We start from the raw sequence: 16,763 nt of genomic DNA on the forward strand, positions 1-16,763 counted from the left end.
GAGACTGTTTCAGGCGAGTTCGCGCGGCTCGCCGGTGCCCAGGTAGGCGGCGAGGTTGCGGTGCAGGTTGACCACGCTGCGTTCGCGGTACGGGTTGGGCTTGGGGCCGGAGAAGCCGCGACTCTTCATGCCCTGCTGCACGGCGGCCATATTCGCGAAGTCCTGTGGCAGCACGGTCCGCCAGCGCGGATCCCCGACCGGGGTGTACTCCCATTCGGTCTCGGGTTCCTCGCCGGGCGGGAACAGCTCGAACACCGCGGCCTCGAAGACGCACTTGTCCGGATCGAACCCGTACGGGCGGAATCGGTAGCACAGCATGTTGTTGAGCGCGTGGCCGATCTGGAAGTTGGGGAAGATCTGCCAGGCGGTGCCCGCGCGGGCGACGACGTCCGGGTCGACCTTCGGCCACACCACCCCGCGCCGTTCGTCCTCCGAGCGCGCGGTGTCGAGCCAGTAGCGCAGCACCTCGGGAGCCGGTGTGCCCTCGGGCAATTCGTCGACCAGCCGGTTGGCGACGTCGACCAGGGTGCGGGTGGTGTTGGTGTTGGCGTTCTCCCAGGTGAAGTTCTGCAACGCGGCGGTGGCGGCGCGGGCGTCGGGGCCGGTGCCCAGGCGCACCTTGGCCTGGTTCTCCTCCATGCCCTTGGGCGCGTCGTAGCCGATGTTGCTGTGCTTGCCCTGCGCCCGCGCCCAGCCGAGGAACTGGCCGAAGTTCATGAACTCCGGGTGGGTGTAGGGGACGTGGTAGGTCTCCATGAACGCCTCGAAGGCGACCTTCCAGTTGCAGTCGAAGGTCAGCCAGCGCCGCCAGCGGTAGCGCATGTTCTCGAGTTCGAAGTGCTCGAGCAGGCTCGCGGCGGGTTCGAGGTAGTCGCGCAGCGGTTCGCAGTCGGGGTCCATGGTGATCCAGACCCAGCCGCCCCAGGTGTCGACGCGGACCTTGGTGAGCCCGTCGTTGCGTTCGGTGAGCCCGCAGGTCCAGTCCTCGCGTTCGGGGGCGAAGGTGTTGCGGCCGTCGAGATCGTAACGCCAGCCGTGGAATCCGCACACGAACTGTTTGCGGGAGCCGCGGGCGTCGTGCGCGCCGGGCGGGGTGTCGATCAGGCGGCGGCCGCGGTGGGCGCACACATTGTGGTAGGCGCGGAGGGTGTCGGGCGCGGTGCGGACCACGATGATCGAATCGGCCATGATCTCGTAGGTGAGGAAGTCGCCCACGCGCGGGATCTCCTCCACCCGGCAGACCTGCTGCCACACCTTGGCCCACAGCTTGTCGGCCTCGGCCCGGGCGTACTCGGGGGAGATGTAGGCCTCGACGCCGATCTCCATCGGCGTGGACAGCGGTTCGGTTTCGGTGGTGTCGGTCATGCGATCCTCCTGGTGCACACCGGGTTTCAGCGAGTGATGGCGGCGCGGAACGACGGGTTCTCGAGGAACAGCGAGGTGTTGTCGTCGCCCAGATGGGTCCATTTGAGGTTCAGGCCGCCGTCGACGAGCAGCGTCTGGCCGGTGATGTAGCTCGACAGGTCCGACAGCAGGAACAGGATGGGCCCGGCCTGTTCCTCGGGGGTGCCGCGGCGGCCCATGGCGATGGCGCGGCGGTCGCGGTCCGGGTCGTCGCCGACATAGGTGCGCGAGGCGGGGGTGGCGGTGACGCCGGGCGCGACGGCGTTGACGCGGATGCCGTCCAGGGCCAGTTCGACGGCCAGGGTGCGGGTGGCGGCCACGAGCGCGGATTTCGCTGTGCCGTAGGCGATGTGGAAGGGGGCGGTGTTCATGCCGCTGATCGAGGAGATCGACACGATCGAGCCGGGGCGGTCGCGCGCCTTCAGTTCCGCGGCGACGGCCTGGCTCATGAAGAACATGGTCTCCAGGTTCTGGGTGAACAGGTCCCGCCAGTCCGCGCGGGTGACACGGGTGGCGGGCATCCAGGTGGCGGGGGCCGCGCCGCCCGCCACGTTCACCAGTCCGTGCAGGTCGCCGGGCGCCCGGCTGGCGGCGTCGAGGACGGTGGCGATGCCCTCGTCGGTGGCCGCGTCGGCCGCCACCGGGAGAACCGAAAGGCCCTCCGCCGCAAGCGGTTCGATGTGTTCGGCGAGATTGTCCTTCGAGCGGCTGACCGCGACGACCGTGGCCCCGGCCTGCCCGAGCATTCGGGTCACCGCGGTGCCGATACCGCCGCCGCCCGCGCCGGAGACGATCACGACGCGGCCGCCGAGTCCGAGGCCGTCGAGGCTCATGGGTTCACGCTCCGATCCGGACGGCCAGCACGCTGCCCTCGGCGTCGGCGGAGACGTAGACCGTTCCGTCGGGTCCGGCGGCGATGCCCGCGAACGGGCCCATGGGGCCGGAGAACGGGGGCGTGCCGAGCAGCGGTTTGGGTTCGACGCCGGGCGGCGCGCCGACGGGCAGGTGCGCGGCGAGGGTGCGGCGCGCCTTGGTCTCGAGGTCGACGCCGATCAGCTCGCGCAGTCCGGCGTCGACGATGAGAATCTCCTTGCCGCGCACCAGGATTCCCTGCGGATGTTCGAGGCCGTCGACCACGGTGTCGACGCCGCGGCCGATCGAGACGATGCGGCCGCCCTCGGATTCGGAGACCAGGACGGTGCCGTCGCCGGTGACGGCCACGCCCATGGGTCCGGCGAGGCCGGAGGCGAGGACCTCGGTGGTTCCCGCGCGCACCGAGACCACGCGGCCGGTGCCGAGTTCGGCGGCGACCACCGCCCGGTCCGCGGTGGCGGTCACGCCGTAGAGACGGTCGAAACCCTCTGCGAGAACCTCTGTTTCGGGTTCGGGTCCGGGACGGTGGACGGCGATCTGGCCCACCGAGGTGGCACACAGCAGTTCGTTCGACGCGACCGCCGCCACGCCGCGCACGTACCCCGGGGTGCCGGGGGTGAACAGCGACGCGACGACGTGCAGGCGGCCGTCGCGCAGCACGTGCAGGTAGGTGCCGTCGGCGACGTAGAGTTCGCCGCCGGGGCCGACGCTGAGGTCCAGCGGCCACAGCAGGCCGCCGGGGAGGACGGCCCGGGTCGCGCCGCCGGGCAGGATCTCGGTGATCTCGCCGGTGAAGCTGGAGACGAACAGGCGGTCCCCGACGAATGTGCAATTGTCCAGTCCCGGAGCGAGATTCGCGAGCACCCGCCGGTCGCCGGTGCGCGGATCGATGCGCAGCACCTCGCCGGTCTGTACCTGGGTGGAGACGATGAATCCCGCGGCGTCGAACTTCACCGAGTCGGGGACGCCGAGATCGCCCGCGACGCGTTCGGGTTCGCCGCCGTCGGGGTGGATGCGCCAGATGTCGTTGGTGCCCATGACCGGGTAGTAGAGGAGTCCGTCGGGGCCGACCTCCATGGCGTTGGGCATGGGCAGGTCGTCCTGGAGGACGCGGGGCGCGCCGCCGTCGAGCGGGAGTTCCACGAGCCGTCCGCCGATGCGGCACTCGTTGACGAACAACCGGCCCGCGTGCACGGTGATGCCGTTGGCGCCGGGCAGGTCGGCGCGCAGGACGCGGGTGCGACCGGCCTTGTCGTGCAGGCTGACTCGCGCGTCCATGTACTCGGTGGCGATGAGGTTGCCCTCGGGATCGAAGGCCAGATCGTCGGGTGCGACGATGTCGCCGCCCTTGGCGCTGACGGTCTCGAGGTCGCCGGTGGCGACGTCGAGCGCGCTGATCTGGCTGCCGACGACCTGGGCCACGTAGACCCGGCCGTCGGGTCCGGTGCGCAGACCGTTGGCGCCGAACAGGCGGCTGGGCGGGGTGAGGCGGTCGATGCTCACCCCCTCGGCGGCGGTGATGGGTGTGGTGCTGGTGTAGCGCGCCCCCTGAGTCAAGGCGGGGCCTCCCGGGTGAGGTGAGAACGATGCGTTCGCCATGTGCGCGCCGGATGCCGGAGGTGCGGCGTGACGCAGGCCACTGGTTCGGGGGTTACGCTACTTCAATCCTCATAAGGATAGCAATACCGGCGGTGGGAAACGCTGGTGGGGGCGGGGTTTCGGGGACTTGAGGGTGTGGTGTGCCATGCATCTTCGATGCGCCCGAATAGGTTGGTGCGCAACGCATTACAGCGGTTTTGCAGACGCGCGGCCGCACCGGCAGTGGAAATCTATCCAAGCCTTGTCGGCACGCGTATTCGCAAGTTCGAGAAGAAGGTTACCGCATGTCAGCGGGATCAGATGCGGGTCCGCGGGACCGCGCGGAACTGGGCGCGGGCCAGGGTGGGGGAGGCACCGACGACGCCGTCGTCGAATCGTTCCAGCACCAGGGCCTGGGTGGCGGTGAGGTGGGTGCGGTAGAGGCGCTCGGCCTCGGCGGCGCGGCCCGCCTCGATCTCGCGCACGATGCGCCGATGGGTGCGGACCGCCGCGGCGGCCTCGGCCTCGGAGGGGTACTCGCCCTGTTCGGTCCGGGCCTCGGCCCACGCCTGCTCCTGCGCCGACCACAGGGTGACCAGCGTGCTCACCACGTAGCGGATGGTCAGGTTGGGGGTGAAAGACACGATCAGATCGTGGAATTCGCGCGCGGTGTGGGTGAAGGCGACGCCGTCGCCGACCAGCGCCGCCGACGCCTCGACGCTGGCGGTGAGCGCGGGGACGACGGTGTCGGCCCGGTCGGGGCGTTCGGCGCACGCCGACGCGCACAACGGTTCCAGCATGCGCAGACCCGCGGCCAGATCGCCGAGCGTGACGCGCGCGCCCTGGAGGGCCAGGCCCAGGTGATAGGCCGCGGAGGACTCGTCGGGGCGATGCACCTCCGCGCCGCCGACATTGCCGCGCCGCACCGTCACCAGGCCCTCGGTCTCCAGGATGCGCAGCGCCTCGCGGATGGACGGATAGCTGACGCCGAAGTCTTGGACCAGCTGGTCCTGGGTGGGCAGGCGATAGTCGTCGTCCCCGGCGAGGATGCGCGCACGCAGTTCGGCGGCAACGGTTTCGGCGATGCGGCGCTGCGGCACGCGGGGCGCGTTCCGCCCGCGGCGAGGGGGTGTGCTCACGCGTGTCGCCTCCCGATCATGGTCGGAGTCTAGTTCACCAGCGGATTAGCCCTCAAATATTGCTATCCTTTAGAGGATTGAAGTAGCCTGCGGCGCATGGACTTCACGATGGGGGAGGCCGCCGCGACGCTTCGGGGGGAGCTGCGGCGGTTGATCGCCGCCGAGGTTCCGGCCGATTTCCTCGGCGCCTTCACCGACGATCCCGCGGATCTCGCACTGGCACAACGGTTCTGCGGGGTGCTGTCGGAGCGCGGGCTGCTGTGCGCGGCCTGGCCGGAGGAGTTCGGCGGGCGCGGGGCGTCGGTGTGGGAGCAGACGGTGGTGCGCGAGGAGATGTGGGCGCGGCACGAGCCGCGCGGCGCGCAGTACATGGGCGTCAACTGGGTGGGGCCGACGATCATGCGGCACGGCACGGCCGAGCAGCGGCGCAAGCATCTGCCGCCGATCGCGCGGGGCGAGGTGATCTGGTGTCAGGGGTTCAGCGAGCCCGACGCGGGGTCGGATCTGGCGTCGCTGCGCACCTCCGCGCGGCGCGACGGCGACGGCTGGCGCATCTCGGGGCAGAAGATCTGGACCTCCTACGCGACCATGGCGCAGTGGTGTTTCCTGCTGGCCCGCACCTCGCGGGAGGCGCGAAAACAGCAAGGGCTCACGGTGTTCCTGCTGCCCATGTCCGATCCGGCGATCGAGGTCCGGCCGATCCGGGCCATGTTGGGGCCGCATCATCTCAACGAGGTGTTCCTCGACGGGGTGCGCGCGACCGAGGCCGATGTGCTCGGCGAGGTGGGCGGCGGATGGGCTGTCGTACAGGAGGTGCTGGCCTTCGAGCGCGTGGGCATCGCGCGGTACGCCCGATGCGAGCGCCTGCTGCACGACGCTCCCGGCGCGGCCGACGAGGTCTGGGACGAGCTGCCGCCCGCGCTGCGAGCGCGCTGGACCCGAGCGCTGGTGCACTGCCGTCGCGCCCGGCTCCTCGCCTATCAGGTGGTGTCCCTCCAGGACGCGGGCCGAGTCACCCCCGCCGACGCGGCGGCCTACCGCATCGCGGTCACCCGGCTGGACCAGGAGAGCGCCGCGGTCCTCACCGAAATCGCACACTCGATCCCCCCGAACACCCCCGCCCGCAACCGTTTCCGCGCCGCCGTCGCCGACCACTGGCGCTACGCCAACGCAGCCACCGTAGCCTCCGGCAGCATCGAGATCCAGCAAACCCTCCTATCGCGGACCTTGCTGCCCCCACCCAATCCACGGGCCGCCGCATGAGGGCGCCGGGCCGCCGCATGCGGGCGATGTCGATGGGAGGGGCGGTATGCGGGTCGAATTGAGCGATGAGGCGGTCGAATACGGGCGGGCGGCGGCGGGGGCGTTGCGAGCGGCGGGCGGGGACGAGTTGGTGCGGCGGGCCGAAGGGGGGCTCGCCCACCGGGAGTCGGTGATCGAGCCGGTGCTCGCGGGTGTCGGGGCGTGGGAGCTGGGGCCCTTGCGGGATGCCGGGGAGCTCGAGGCGGCGGCGGCGCTGTGTCGGGCGGTGGGGTATCGGGCGGTTCCGTATCCGGTGGCGGAGCGGTTGGCGCGGCCGGACGGGCTCGGGGTGGACGGGCTGGTGCTGGTGGCCGAGCGGGATTCGGTCGCGGCCGTGGCGGGGCTGTCGTCGCGGTGGGTGGCGGTGACTATCGACGGTGTGCTCGGGGAAGTCGTTGTGCCGCAGACCGATTCGCCGCCGCGGGAGTCGGCGTTCGTGACGCCGTTGGAGGTGCGGCCCGCCGGGGTTTCCTTGCCCGACGCCGATCGGTATGTGGCCCTCGCCCTGGTCCTGCCGTGCTGGACGTTGCTCGGGATGTTGGATCGGGCGCTGGATCTGGCGCGGGGGCACGTGCTGGTCCGGGAGCAGTTCGGGCGGCCGTTGGCCGAATTCCAGTCCGTCCGTTTCCAATTGACCGACGCCGAGGTCGAGCGACGCGGCGTGGAAATGCTGGCCCGCTACGCCCTGTGGAGCCTCGCGGCCGGGGACCGGTCCGCCGTCGACGACGCCCTGGCCCTCCGGCTGGCCGCCCTCGAGGCGGCCGACCTCGTCTTCCGCGTCGCCCACCAACTCCACGGCGCCCTCGGCTTCTGCGACGAGTCCTTCCTGTCCTGGCTCTCCCGCTACAGCCTCCCCCTACGCCGCCTCCCCTACCCCCAGTCCGCCACCGAGGACCTCCTGTCCCGCCGAATCGGCCGCCGCGGCCTCACGGGCCTGTTCTCCGAACCGCCGGGAGCGTGACGGGATGTGCCGCCGAGGGAGCCAGGAGGGGCGGGGAGCGGACGGGATGCGCCGCCGGGGAACCAGGAGGGCCGGGGAGCGGACGGGATGTGCCGCCGAGGGAACCAGAAGGGCCGGGAGGGTGACGGGATGGCTGCCGAGGGAACCAGGAGGGGCGGGGAGCGGGAAGGGTTGGGGGCCTGTGGAATCGGAGTGCGTGAAGGGATGGGGAGCATGCGGTACGACTTGCCGGCGGAGTTGACCGTGGAGGTCGAGGGGCCGGTGCGGGTGGTGGTGATCAATCGGCCGGGGGAGGCGAATGCGGTGAATCGGGCGTTGCATCGGGCGCTGGCGGTGGTGTGGCGGCAGGTGGCGGCCGATCGGGAGGCGCGGGTGGTTGTTCTGACCGGTGCGGGGCGGGCGTTCAGTGCGGGTGGTGATCTCGAGTGGATCACCTCGTTTCTCGACGATCCGGCGGCCCGGGACGAGAGTGTGCGGGAGGGGGCGGAGATCATCGAGGAGATGCTGCGGTTTCCGTTGCCGGTGATCGCGGCGGTGGACGGGGCGGCGGTGGGGTTGGGGGCGAGCCTGGCGGTGTTGTGCGATGTGGTGCTGATCTCGGAGCGGGGGTATCTGGCCGATCCGCATGTGGCGGTGGGGTTGGTGGCGGGGGACGGGGGCGCGGCGTTCTGGCCGTTGCTGACGCCGATTCTGCGGTCGCGGGAGTTCCTGTTCACCGGGGATCGCATCGATGCGGGGACCGCGGTGGAATTGGGATTGGCCTCCCGGGTGGTTCCGTCGGACCGCCTGCTCGACGAGGCGCGCGCCTTGGCGACGCGGCTCGCGGCGCAGCCCCCGGAGGCGTTGCGGGCCACGAAACGGGTTGTGAACATGTATCTTTCGCAGGCCCTCGCCGGTCCGCTGCAAGCGGGGTTCGCGGCCGAGATCGTCTCCATGCAGACCCCCGAACACCGCGAACGCCTGCTGGCCCTGCGTCGTCGGGCCGAATCCCGATGACCGCCGAGATCACCGAATTCCGTGCGGCGGTACGGGATTGGTGCCGGGACAATGTCCCGCCGGATTGGCGCGCCGCGCAGACCGGGGCCACCGACGCGGAATTCGTCGCCTTCCAACAGGACTGGTTCCAGCGGCTGCGCGCGGGCGGATTCGCGGTGCCGCACTGGCCCGCGGCGTACGGCGGCGGGATGCCGGTGCCCCGGCAGATCGTGCTCTATCAGGAACTGGCCGCGCACGACGCGCCTCGGCAGGTGCTGTCCTTCGTCGCGATTCACCACGCGGCCGCGACCCTGCTCGAGGCGGGCAGCGCCGAACAACGGCGGCGACACCTGCCCGCGATCCTGGACGGCGAGATCTGGGCGCAGGGCTTCTCCGAACCGAGCGCGGGCTCCGATCTGGCGGCCCTGCGGACGACCGCGCGCCGCGACGGCGACGCCTTCGTGGTCACCGGGCAGAAGGTGTGGGCCAGCGGCGCGCAGTACGCCGACTGGTGCCTGCTCTTGGCCCGGACCGACCCGAACGCGCCCGCGCGCCAAGGCATTTCGTATTTCCTGCTGGACATGAGGTCCCCGGGCATCGACGTGCGGCCCATCCGCCAGGCGACCGACGAACGGCACTTCTGCGAGATCTTTCTCGACCAGGTCCGCGTCCCCGCCGCGAATCTCGTCGGCGCGGAACACACCGGCTGGCGGGTCGCCCAGCGCACCTTGAGCGCCGAACGCGGCCTCACCATGCTGGAATTGGCCGAACGCCTCGGCAACGCGGGCTTCCGCTGGCTCGTCCGTCAGTGCGCCACCCCCGGCCCGCACGGCCGCCCCCTCGACGATCCGGTGGTCGCCGACCGCCTGGCCGAACTGGAAACCGAGATCACCGGCCTGCGCGCCCTCGCCCGCGATCTGGTCGAACGGCACGCGGCGGGCACCGCCGGTCCCGCCGACGCCTCGATCGTGAAGCTCTACTACAGCGAACTGCTCCAGCGCGTCACCGATTTCGGGGCCGAGATCGGCGGCGTGGCCGCCCACACCACCCTGCGCAAACCCCTGTCCGGCGGCTGGGAGTCCGGCGCCTGGGTCCTCGACTTCATCGGCTCCTGGGAGTGGACCATCCCCGGCGGCACCAGCGAGATCCAGCGCACCATCATCGCCGAGCGCGGCCTCGGCCTACCGCGGGGGGACAAGCGTTGAATTCGGCCGAGGCACAGGAGGAATGATGCGGGGACAAGGGATGAATCCGCCCGAGGCGCAGGGGGATTCATGGGGGGACAAGCGATGACCGACCTCACCGACCTCCACGACGACCTGCGCGCGGCGGCCCGAAAGCTGCTCACCCGCACCCCGGACTGGACCGCGCTCACCCGAGCGGGCTGGCCCGGCCTGGAGATCCCCGACGAATTCGGCGGCGCCGGAGCCACTTTCGCGGAAACCGCGGTGCTGCTCACCGAGATCGGCCGCGCGGCCGCGCCCACCCCGTATCCGAGCGTCGCCCTCGGCGTCGCCGCGCTGGGCCTGCTCGAGCCGAGCCCGACCCGCGACCGTCTGCTCAGCGCCACGGCGGCGGGCGAGGCCCGGCCGATCCTCGTCCTCGACGGCTCCACACCGAATCCGGCGCCGCACGAGGACACGGAGTGGGTGCTGGACGCGACGGCGGCCACGAGCCTGCTCGTTCCGGTGGTCGACGCGGATCGGACCACGGCCCTGGCGATCGTGTCACCCGACGCCCCGGGAGTGACTGTGCGGGCGCGGCCGCTGGTCGACGAGACGAGGGTGGTGGGCGCGGTGTCCGTCGAGCGGATGTCGGCCGAGGCGATCCTGCGCTTCACGGACCCGCGAAACGCGTTGGAGCACTTGGCCGATCGCGCCGGTATCGCCGTCGCCTGCGACAGCCTCGGGATCGCCGAGGCCATGCTCGCCGCGACCGTCGACTACGTCAAGGTCCGCGATCAGTTCGGCCGCCCCATCGGATCCTTCCAAGCGGTGCAACACGCCTGCGCCGACATGCTCGTGGACCTCACGATCGCCCACCAGCTGGTGACCGCCGCCGTCCGCGCGGACACCGACCCGGGCGCGGCCGCGGCCATGGCGAAATCCTTCAGCACCGCCGCCGCGGTCCGCGTCGCCGGTAAGGCCGTGCAACTGCACGGCGGTATCGGCTACACCTGGGAGAGCGGCCTGCACCGCTACCTCAAGCGCGCCACCCTCAACCGCGCGTTGTTCGGCGCGCCCGCCGACCATCGCAAGCGGCTGGCCGCGCGATACGCCGACCGGTTCACCCCCGCAGCCGCCGCGCCGCCAGCTCCCGAAGATCCGATGTCTTGATCTTGGCGCTGCCGGTCAGCTCGAAGTCGTCCTCGGCGAAGAACAACACGTGCCGCGGCACCTTGTAGCTGGCCAGCCGCTCGCGCAGGAAGGTCCGCAGCTCGTCCTCGCCGACGGTCGCGCCCGGCCGGGCGATGACGCACGCCACCACCACCTCCCCGAGCGTGTCGTGCGGAACGCCCACGGTGCGAACGACTTTCACCGCCGGATGCGCGAGCAGCGCCTCGTCGATCTCGAGCGGGGACACATTCGCCCCGCCGGTCTTGATGATGTCGGTGAGCCTGCCCTCCCAGTACAGCCGTCCGGCGTCATCGATGTGACCGGCGTCCCCGGTATGGAAGAAGCCCTCCGCGTCGAGCGTCTCGTCCAGCGGCGTGCCCAGATAGCCGAGCATGAGCGTGGGGCCCTTGAGGCAGATCTCGCCGCTCTCGCCGCGGGCGAGCACCCGGCCGTCGAGCGGGTCCACGATCTCCACGGTCACCCCGGGCAGCGGCCGTCCGCTGCTGCCCGCGATCTCCTCGGCGGGGGTGTTCGCCGGGAAACATGTTGTGATGGTGAACGTTTCGGTGCTGCCGTACGCGTGGCCCGGCTCGGTGTAGTCGGTCGACACCGCCGGATGCCGGGCCGCCGGGAGCGAGACGTCGACGAATCTCAAACTGCCGAGATCGGTCTCCGCCCAGGTGGGCGCCGCCTCCAGCTGAGCCCACTGATGCGGCCAGGCGACGGGGAAGTTCACCCGCTCGATCGCCATGAGCCGCAACGCCTCCGCGGCGTCGAAGGTCGATTGCAGCACCAGCGAACCCCCGGCCGCGAGCGTCGCGCCCAGCGCCATCCCGAAGTTCCCCGACCAGAAGAACCCGTTGGCCGTCCAGCAGCGCACCCGATCCTCCGGCCCGAACCCGTACATGCGCCGGAACCGCCACATCTGCACCGCCACCCCGCGATGCGCGCTGCGAATGCCCTTGGGCTTGCTGGTGCTGCCCGAGGAGAAGAACACGACCGCCGCGTCCGCGGGCGTCACCGACGCCGCCGTCGCCTCGATCAACTCCACGGGAACCGCCCGGCCCCGGTCCAGGAACTCCGCCCACTCCTCGATCGCGCCCGTCGCCGCGCCCACCGTCGAAACGTGCCGCAGGAACGGGTATCTCACCGACCGCAACGCGCCCAGGGACGGCTCCCCGAGCGCCGGTTCCAGTTCGGTCAGCACGGCCGCGAAATCCTTCCGCGCCACCGACAGCTCGACCAACAGCACCGACACCCCGGACACGCGCAGCAGATGATCCAGTTCGCTCGCCGTGGAGAACGTGCTCAGCGTGACCGCCACGCCCCCGGCCAGACTCGTCCCGAACACCGCCGCCAGCCATTCGGGCCGATTGGTCATCAGCACCCCGACGCGGCCGTCCTTCCCGATCCCGCGCGCCCGCAACGCCCGCGCCACCGCGACCGCCCGGTCCCACAGCTCGGCGTAACTCCACCGCGTGACGGTCTCGCCGTCGCGGAACACCAGCGCCTCCCGCTCGCCGTAGCGGGAGGTCACCTCGCGCAGGAAGCCGGGCAGGGTCAGCGGCCCGAGGCCGGGTTCCTCGGCCAGCGGCGGGCCCGTGACGACGGCCGGGGCGCTCATGGCAGTTCGATCTCGGCCGCGCAGTTCACCAGCGTCCCGCCGTCCTGATTGGTGAGCGTCAGCTCGACCCGGACCAGGGGCACGCCCCACGCGGATTCCGGGTCCTTGCCGACGATCTCGGCGTCGAAGTAGGTGACGTCGCCCTCGAAGGCGGGCAGCCGGAAGTCGGCCTTGGTGTGCCGCACCAGCCCGTCGTGACCCGCCCAATAGGCGAGATAGTCGGTGCACCACGCCCCCATGGTGGCCCCGTACCCGTAGGCGCGGGCCATGCCCACCGCGTCGGCCTTGTCGCCGTCGATGTGCCCGCGCGAGGGCCCCACGTACAGCCCGTCGCGTTTGCGCGGATCGATGCGCGCGCCCTCCTCGTCGAAGGCGAATCCGTCGGTCCAGCCCGGATCCTGATTGATCCACGGATCCTCGACGCCCGGCGGGGCGGTCCAGTGGAAGGTGCCCCAGATATTGAACAGGAACGCGCGGTACTCGGTGGTGAAACTGGCGATGCTGTGCGGCCCGATCACCCTGCGCGGCAACCGATCTCCCACCTTCACCTCGTCGAACCGCGGCGACACGCCCGCCCGGTTGGACAGGATCCACTCGTGCCGCAGCCGCTCGACCTCCACCAGCTCCGGCGCGGTCCACACCTTCGCCGTGCCGTAGCGGTCGTTGTACATGCCGCGCCTGCGGGCCTCCTCGGCGAGGTAGCGGATCGCCGTCGACCGTTCCTTCGCCACCAGCGCGCCGTGCTGATTGGTGTGCACGGTGTCCCCGCGCGAGAGCATGGTGGGCCCGGCGAACTTGGACTGCACGATCTTGTAGTCGTGGAAGCGCCGGGTCTGGAACAGCTTGTCGCCGGGGCGGATCGGGACTCCGTAGAACCACCACTCCTCGCCGCCGAAGATCAGATGGCTGTCCGGGATCCGGCCCACGCACGCGGGCTGCGCGCCGTGCCCGTAGTCCAGCGCCACCGCGATCGACTGCGGCGCCACCAGCCCGCCGAACCGCGTCCCGCGCGCGAACTCCTCGTCCCAGTGCAGCGGATTGGCGTAGTCCATCGCCATCGCCCAGCGCCGGATGTCGGAGGAGGAGCACGGATCCCACAGTTGCCCGCCGCCGACCGGTTTACCGACCCGGTGGTCGACGTCGGAGAGATCGAGTTCGGTCATGCCGCAACCCCTTTCACGCGTTCACGTCGACGACGAGGCGGCCGCGCACCGTACCCTCGACGAGCCGGTCCGCCGCGGCGATCGCCTCGCCCAGCGAAATGTCCTGTGCGATGGCCTCGATCGCGTCGGCGTCCAGATCGCGGGCCAGCCGCGCCCACGCGTCCAGCCGCCGCGCGATCGGGGCCTGCACGCTGTCCACGCCCAGCAGCGCCACCCCGCGCAGGATCAGCGGCGCGACCGTGCCCGGCAGGTCCATGCCCTGCGCCAGCCCGCACGCGGCGACCGCGCCGCCGTAGCGGGTCTGGGCGGCGGCGTTGACCAGGGTGTGGCTGCCCAGGGTGTCGATCACCCCGGCCCAGCGTTCCTTCTGCAACGGCTTGCCCGCCGCGCCGAGGTCGGCCCGGTCGATGATCGTGGTCGCGCCCAGCCCCTTCAGATACGCGGACTCGGCGGCCTTGCCGGTCGCCGCAGCGACCGTGAAACCGGCCTTGGCCAGCAGCGCGATCGCCACGCTGCCGACCCCGCCGGTGGCACCGGTGACCAGGATCTCGCCCTGGTCGGGCGAGATGCCGTGGCGCAGCAGCGCGTCCACGCACAGGCTCGCGGTGTAGCCCGCGGTGCCCAGGGCCATCGCCTGCCGCGCGGTGAACGCCGCCGGGCGCGGCACCAGCCAGTCCCCGTTCAGCCGGGCCTTCTGGGCCAGTCCGCCCCAATGGGATTCGCCCACGCCCCAGCCGTTGAGGATCACCGCGTCGCCCGGCGACCACCCCGAGTGCGTGCTCGCGGTGACGACCCCGGCGAGATCGATGCCGGGGATCATGGGGTAGGAGCGGACGATCCGCCCCTTGCCCGTAATGGCCAGGGCGTCTTTGTAATTCAGGGTGGAGTACTCCACGTCGACGCTCACGGTGCCGTCGGGGAGCGCGGACTCCTCCACGCTCGCGACCCGTGGCCCCGCGTCGCCCTGCTCGATGAGGATTGCCGAGAACATACGCCAGCGAATTCCTTCCCCGGCCCGAGCGGCGGGCCGACGCCGCACTCTAGGAGAATACTATTCTCTGAATGCGGAATGGATGTTTCCAGTAGTGCCGGGCGGTGTCAACCGCGCTCAGCGGGCGGTCCAGCCCCCGTCCACGACGATGGTCTGACCGGTGACGTAGCGGGCGGCGTCGCCCGCGAGCCAGGCGATCGCGCCGACGATGTCGGCGGCCGTGCCCTCGATGGGCAGGGGAATGTTGCGGTGCAGGTAGGCGGCCCCGCGGTCGTCGGCGTAGAGGCTGTCGGTGATCTCGCTGCGGAAGAAGCCGGGGGCGACGGTGTTCACCCGGATGGCGTGCCGCGCCCACTGCACGGCGAGTTCGGTGGTGAGCCCGGACAGGCCCGCCTTGCTGGCCGCGTAGGACGCCTGCGGGATGCCGGGGACGCCGACCCGGCCGCTGATGGAGGAGACGTGCACGATCGAGCCGCGGCCGAGCGCGCGCATGTGCGAGAACACGGCCTGGGAAAGCCGCAGCGGCGCAATGAGATTGAGGTCGAGGGTCCGCTGGATGTCGGCGAGGGTCTCGTCCTCGGCGCGGTCGGTGGTGAAGCGGTTGCCCGCGGCGTTGATCAGGATCTCCGGCGGCCCGAGCCCGTCGGCGACGGCGGGGACGACCGCGTCGAGCGCGGCGGGGTCGCCCAGGTCGGCGGGCACGGCGAGGCCCGCGATCTCGGTGGCGAGTTCATTCAGCCGGTCGGCGCGCCGCGCGACGACCGCCACCCGCGCGCCCAGCCCGGCGAGGGTGCGCGCGACCTCCGCGCCCAGGCCCGACGACGCGCCGGTCACGAGGGCGACCCGATCGCGGAGGTCGAACAGCGGTAAGGGGTTGGCGGACACGGTCAATCCTCCGTCAGCGCCCGGGCGCCCGGTCCGGTGGCCAGGTCGGCGAGGCGGGTGCGCTCGACCTTGCCCATGGCGTTGACCGGCAGGGCGTCCACCCGCGACCAGATCTCGGGCACCTTGTACCCCGCCAGTTCCCGGCGGCACAGCGCGGTGAGCGAGGCGAGATCCACGGTGGGCGAATCGGTTTCGATGACGGCCGCGACCCGCTGCCCGAGGCGTTCGTCCGGGACCGCGCACACCGCCACCTTGGTGACGTCCGGATGGGTCGCGATGACCCGCTCGACCTCCAGGGGATACACATTGGCCCCGCCGCGGATGATGACCATCTTCTTGCGATCGAGCACCGACAGCCACCCTTCGGCGTCGACCGTGCCGATATCGCCGGTGGCCAGCGGTCCCGGCTCGGGCGGACGGATCCCGTCCGGCTCCCGGTAGCCCAGCAGGGGTCGCCAGCGTCCGGCCCACGGTCCCGTGGTGCTCGCGGCCAGGCGCAGTTCCCCCGATTCCCCTGGCGGCAAACGGTTTCCGGCGTCGTCGTAGGCGGCCACGTCGTACTGCGGCAGAACCCGCCCGCTCGTCCCGGACCGCCAGTCGCCGTTCACCGGATCGATGGACACCACGGTCGGGGCCTCGGTCAGGCCGTAGGTGACCCGGGGGACGAGCCCGTGCGCGGTCGCGAAGGCGCGCCGCACCGGGTCGGGGGTGTCGCCGCCGCCGCTCCAGACCTCGTGCAGCGAGCGCAGATCCGCGTTCGGGCGGCGGGCCAGATCGTAGAGTTGCGCGGGCGCGCCGTTCCACACGGTGACCCGATGCTCGCCGATCCAGTCCGCGACACCGTCCGCGTCGCGGCGGTCCATGATCACCGCGCGGCCGCCCGCCTGGGCGGTGAGCAGCGTGGACAGCACCATGAGATTCAGGATGGTGAGCGGGAAGCTGTCGCCCTTGCGCAGCTCCGGACCCCAGCCGCGGGTGGCGACCAGCACCGCGCCCGGCAGCAGCAGATTGCGCTGACTGTGCACGACGGCCTTCGGGCGGCCGGAAGTGCCGCTGGTGAAGGCGATTCCGGCCGGGGCGTCGGGATCCTGGTCCACCGCCGGGGCCCGCTCGGCGCGGGCGAGCAGCGCCGTCCAGTGGTCCGGGTCGATCCGGGCCGGGGTGTCCAGCAGGCAGCGCGGTCCGGCCAGCACCACCGCCGGATCGCACAGATCGTGCAGGTCGCGCTGTTCGGCGGCGGTGAGCGCCTCACCGATCCCGGCCCACACCGCCCCGATGCGCTGGGTGCCGTGGAAGGCCGCGACGATATCGAGATCGTTGGGCAGACAGGCGGCCACACGATCGCCGGGCCGCACCCCGAGCGCCCACAGGGCCCCGGCGGCGCGATCGGCGTGGGCGTCGAGTTCGGCGTAGGTCCACGCGCCGGAGGCGGCCTCGAGCGCGACGGCGTTCGGGTCGGCCGCGCCGAGCACTCCGGCGATGGTGTGAGCGTCCACGCCCTCTTTGATAGCACTATCCTTACAAAGATTCAT

Annotated in this window: 14 protein-coding genes; 5 read left to right on the forward strand and 9 right to left on the reverse strand. The window is 71.4% G+C overall.

Annotation, left to right across the window (positions count from 1 at the left end; translation table 11 throughout):
- Positions 1-9: 9 nt before the first annotated feature.
- From ACWDSJ_RS11855 to ACWDSJ_RS11870, 4 genes are all read right to left on the reverse strand, one after another.
- Complete coding sequence (locus ACWDSJ_RS11855; protein ID WP_450031383.1) at positions 10-1,365, reverse strand: aromatic ring-hydroxylating oxygenase subunit alpha; 1,356 nt, start codon at positions 1,363-1,365, stop codon at positions 10-12.
- Positions 1,366-1,391: 26 nt separating this feature from the next.
- Positions 1,392-2,237 carry an SDR family NAD(P)-dependent oxidoreductase gene (locus tag ACWDSJ_RS11860; RefSeq protein ID WP_450031385.1) on the reverse strand — a complete coding sequence of 282 codons (846 nt, stop codon included), beginning with the start codon at positions 2,235-2,237 and terminating at the stop codon, positions 1,392-1,394.
- Between the two features lie 4 nt (positions 2,238-2,241).
- A complete protein-coding gene (locus ACWDSJ_RS11865; protein WP_450031387.1) occupies positions 2,242-3,876 on the reverse strand; it encodes an SMP-30/gluconolactonase/LRE family protein in 1,635 nt (544 codons plus the stop codon).
- Positions 3,877-4,172: 296 nt separating this feature from the next.
- The gene (locus ACWDSJ_RS11870; RefSeq protein ID WP_450031389.1) at positions 4,173-4,994 is read right to left on the reverse strand and encodes a FadR/GntR family transcriptional regulator; all 822 of its coding nucleotides are present in this window, start codon (positions 4,992-4,994) and stop codon (positions 4,173-4,175) included.
- A 96-nt stretch (positions 4,995-5,090) separates the two neighbouring features.
- Between ACWDSJ_RS11870 and ACWDSJ_RS11875 the strand changes: the two genes are divergently transcribed.
- The 5 genes from ACWDSJ_RS11875 to ACWDSJ_RS11895 all read left to right on the forward strand — a co-directional run bounded on the left by ACWDSJ_RS11875 (position 5,091) and on the right by ACWDSJ_RS11895 (position 10,568).
- Complete coding sequence (locus ACWDSJ_RS11875) at positions 5,091-6,257, forward strand: acyl-CoA dehydrogenase family protein (protein ID WP_450031391.1); 1,167 nt, start codon at positions 5,091-5,093, stop codon at positions 6,255-6,257.
- A 46-nt stretch (positions 6,258-6,303) separates the two neighbouring features.
- Positions 6,304-7,257, forward strand: a complete 954-nt coding sequence (locus ACWDSJ_RS11880; RefSeq protein WP_450031393.1) for an acyl-CoA dehydrogenase family protein — start codon at positions 6,304-6,306, stop codon at positions 7,255-7,257.
- Between the two features lie 213 nt (positions 7,258-7,470).
- Entirely contained in the window at positions 7,471-8,253 is a 783-nt protein-coding gene (locus ACWDSJ_RS11885; RefSeq protein ID WP_450031395.1) for an enoyl-CoA hydratase/isomerase family protein, read from the forward strand.
- Positions 8,250-9,437 carry an acyl-CoA dehydrogenase family protein gene (locus ACWDSJ_RS11890; protein ID WP_450031397.1) on the forward strand — a complete coding sequence of 396 codons (1,188 nt, stop codon included), beginning with the start codon at positions 8,250-8,252 and terminating at the stop codon, positions 9,435-9,437. The genes ACWDSJ_RS11885 and ACWDSJ_RS11890 overlap by 4 nt, the downstream gene beginning before the upstream one ends.
- Before the next feature lie 84 nt (positions 9,438-9,521).
- Complete coding sequence (locus ACWDSJ_RS11895; RefSeq protein WP_450031399.1) at positions 9,522-10,568, forward strand: acyl-CoA dehydrogenase family protein; 1,047 nt, start codon at positions 9,522-9,524, stop codon at positions 10,566-10,568.
- On the opposite strand, the gene ACWDSJ_RS11900 is transcribed toward ACWDSJ_RS11895, so the two are convergent.
- The 5 genes from ACWDSJ_RS11900 to ACWDSJ_RS11920 all read right to left on the reverse strand — a co-directional run bounded on the left by ACWDSJ_RS11900 (position 10,519) and on the right by ACWDSJ_RS11920 (position 16,727).
- Positions 10,519-12,192 carry a class I adenylate-forming enzyme family protein gene (locus tag ACWDSJ_RS11900; protein WP_450031401.1) on the reverse strand — a complete coding sequence of 558 codons (1,674 nt, stop codon included), beginning with the start codon at positions 12,190-12,192 and terminating at the stop codon, positions 10,519-10,521. The two genes, ACWDSJ_RS11895 and ACWDSJ_RS11900, sit on opposite strands and share 50 nt — an antisense overlap.
- The gene (locus ACWDSJ_RS11905; RefSeq protein WP_450031403.1) at positions 12,189-13,355 is read right to left on the reverse strand and encodes an FAS1-like dehydratase domain-containing protein; all 1,167 of its coding nucleotides are present in this window, start codon (positions 13,353-13,355) and stop codon (positions 12,189-12,191) included. Before ACWDSJ_RS11905 ends, ACWDSJ_RS11900 begins: the two co-directional genes overlap by 4 nt.
- 13 nt (positions 13,356-13,368) lie before the next feature.
- Complete coding sequence (acuI, locus tag ACWDSJ_RS11910; RefSeq protein ID WP_450031404.1) at positions 13,369-14,346, reverse strand: acrylyl-CoA reductase (NADPH); 978 nt, start codon at positions 14,344-14,346, stop codon at positions 13,369-13,371.
- 117 nt (positions 14,347-14,463) lie between these two features.
- Positions 14,464-15,231, reverse strand: coding sequence for an SDR family NAD(P)-dependent oxidoreductase (locus tag ACWDSJ_RS11915; RefSeq protein WP_450031406.1), 768 nt, complete (start codon positions 15,229-15,231; stop codon positions 14,464-14,466).
- Between the two features lie 2 nt (positions 15,232-15,233).
- Positions 15,234-16,727 (reverse strand): class I adenylate-forming enzyme family protein, encoded by a 1,494-nt coding sequence (locus ACWDSJ_RS11920; protein ID WP_450031408.1) that lies wholly within the window; start codon positions 16,725-16,727, stop codon positions 15,234-15,236.
- Positions 16,728-16,763 lie beyond the last annotated feature (36 nt).

The sequence above is a fragment of the Nocardia sp. NPDC003482 genome (assembly GCF_053588115.1).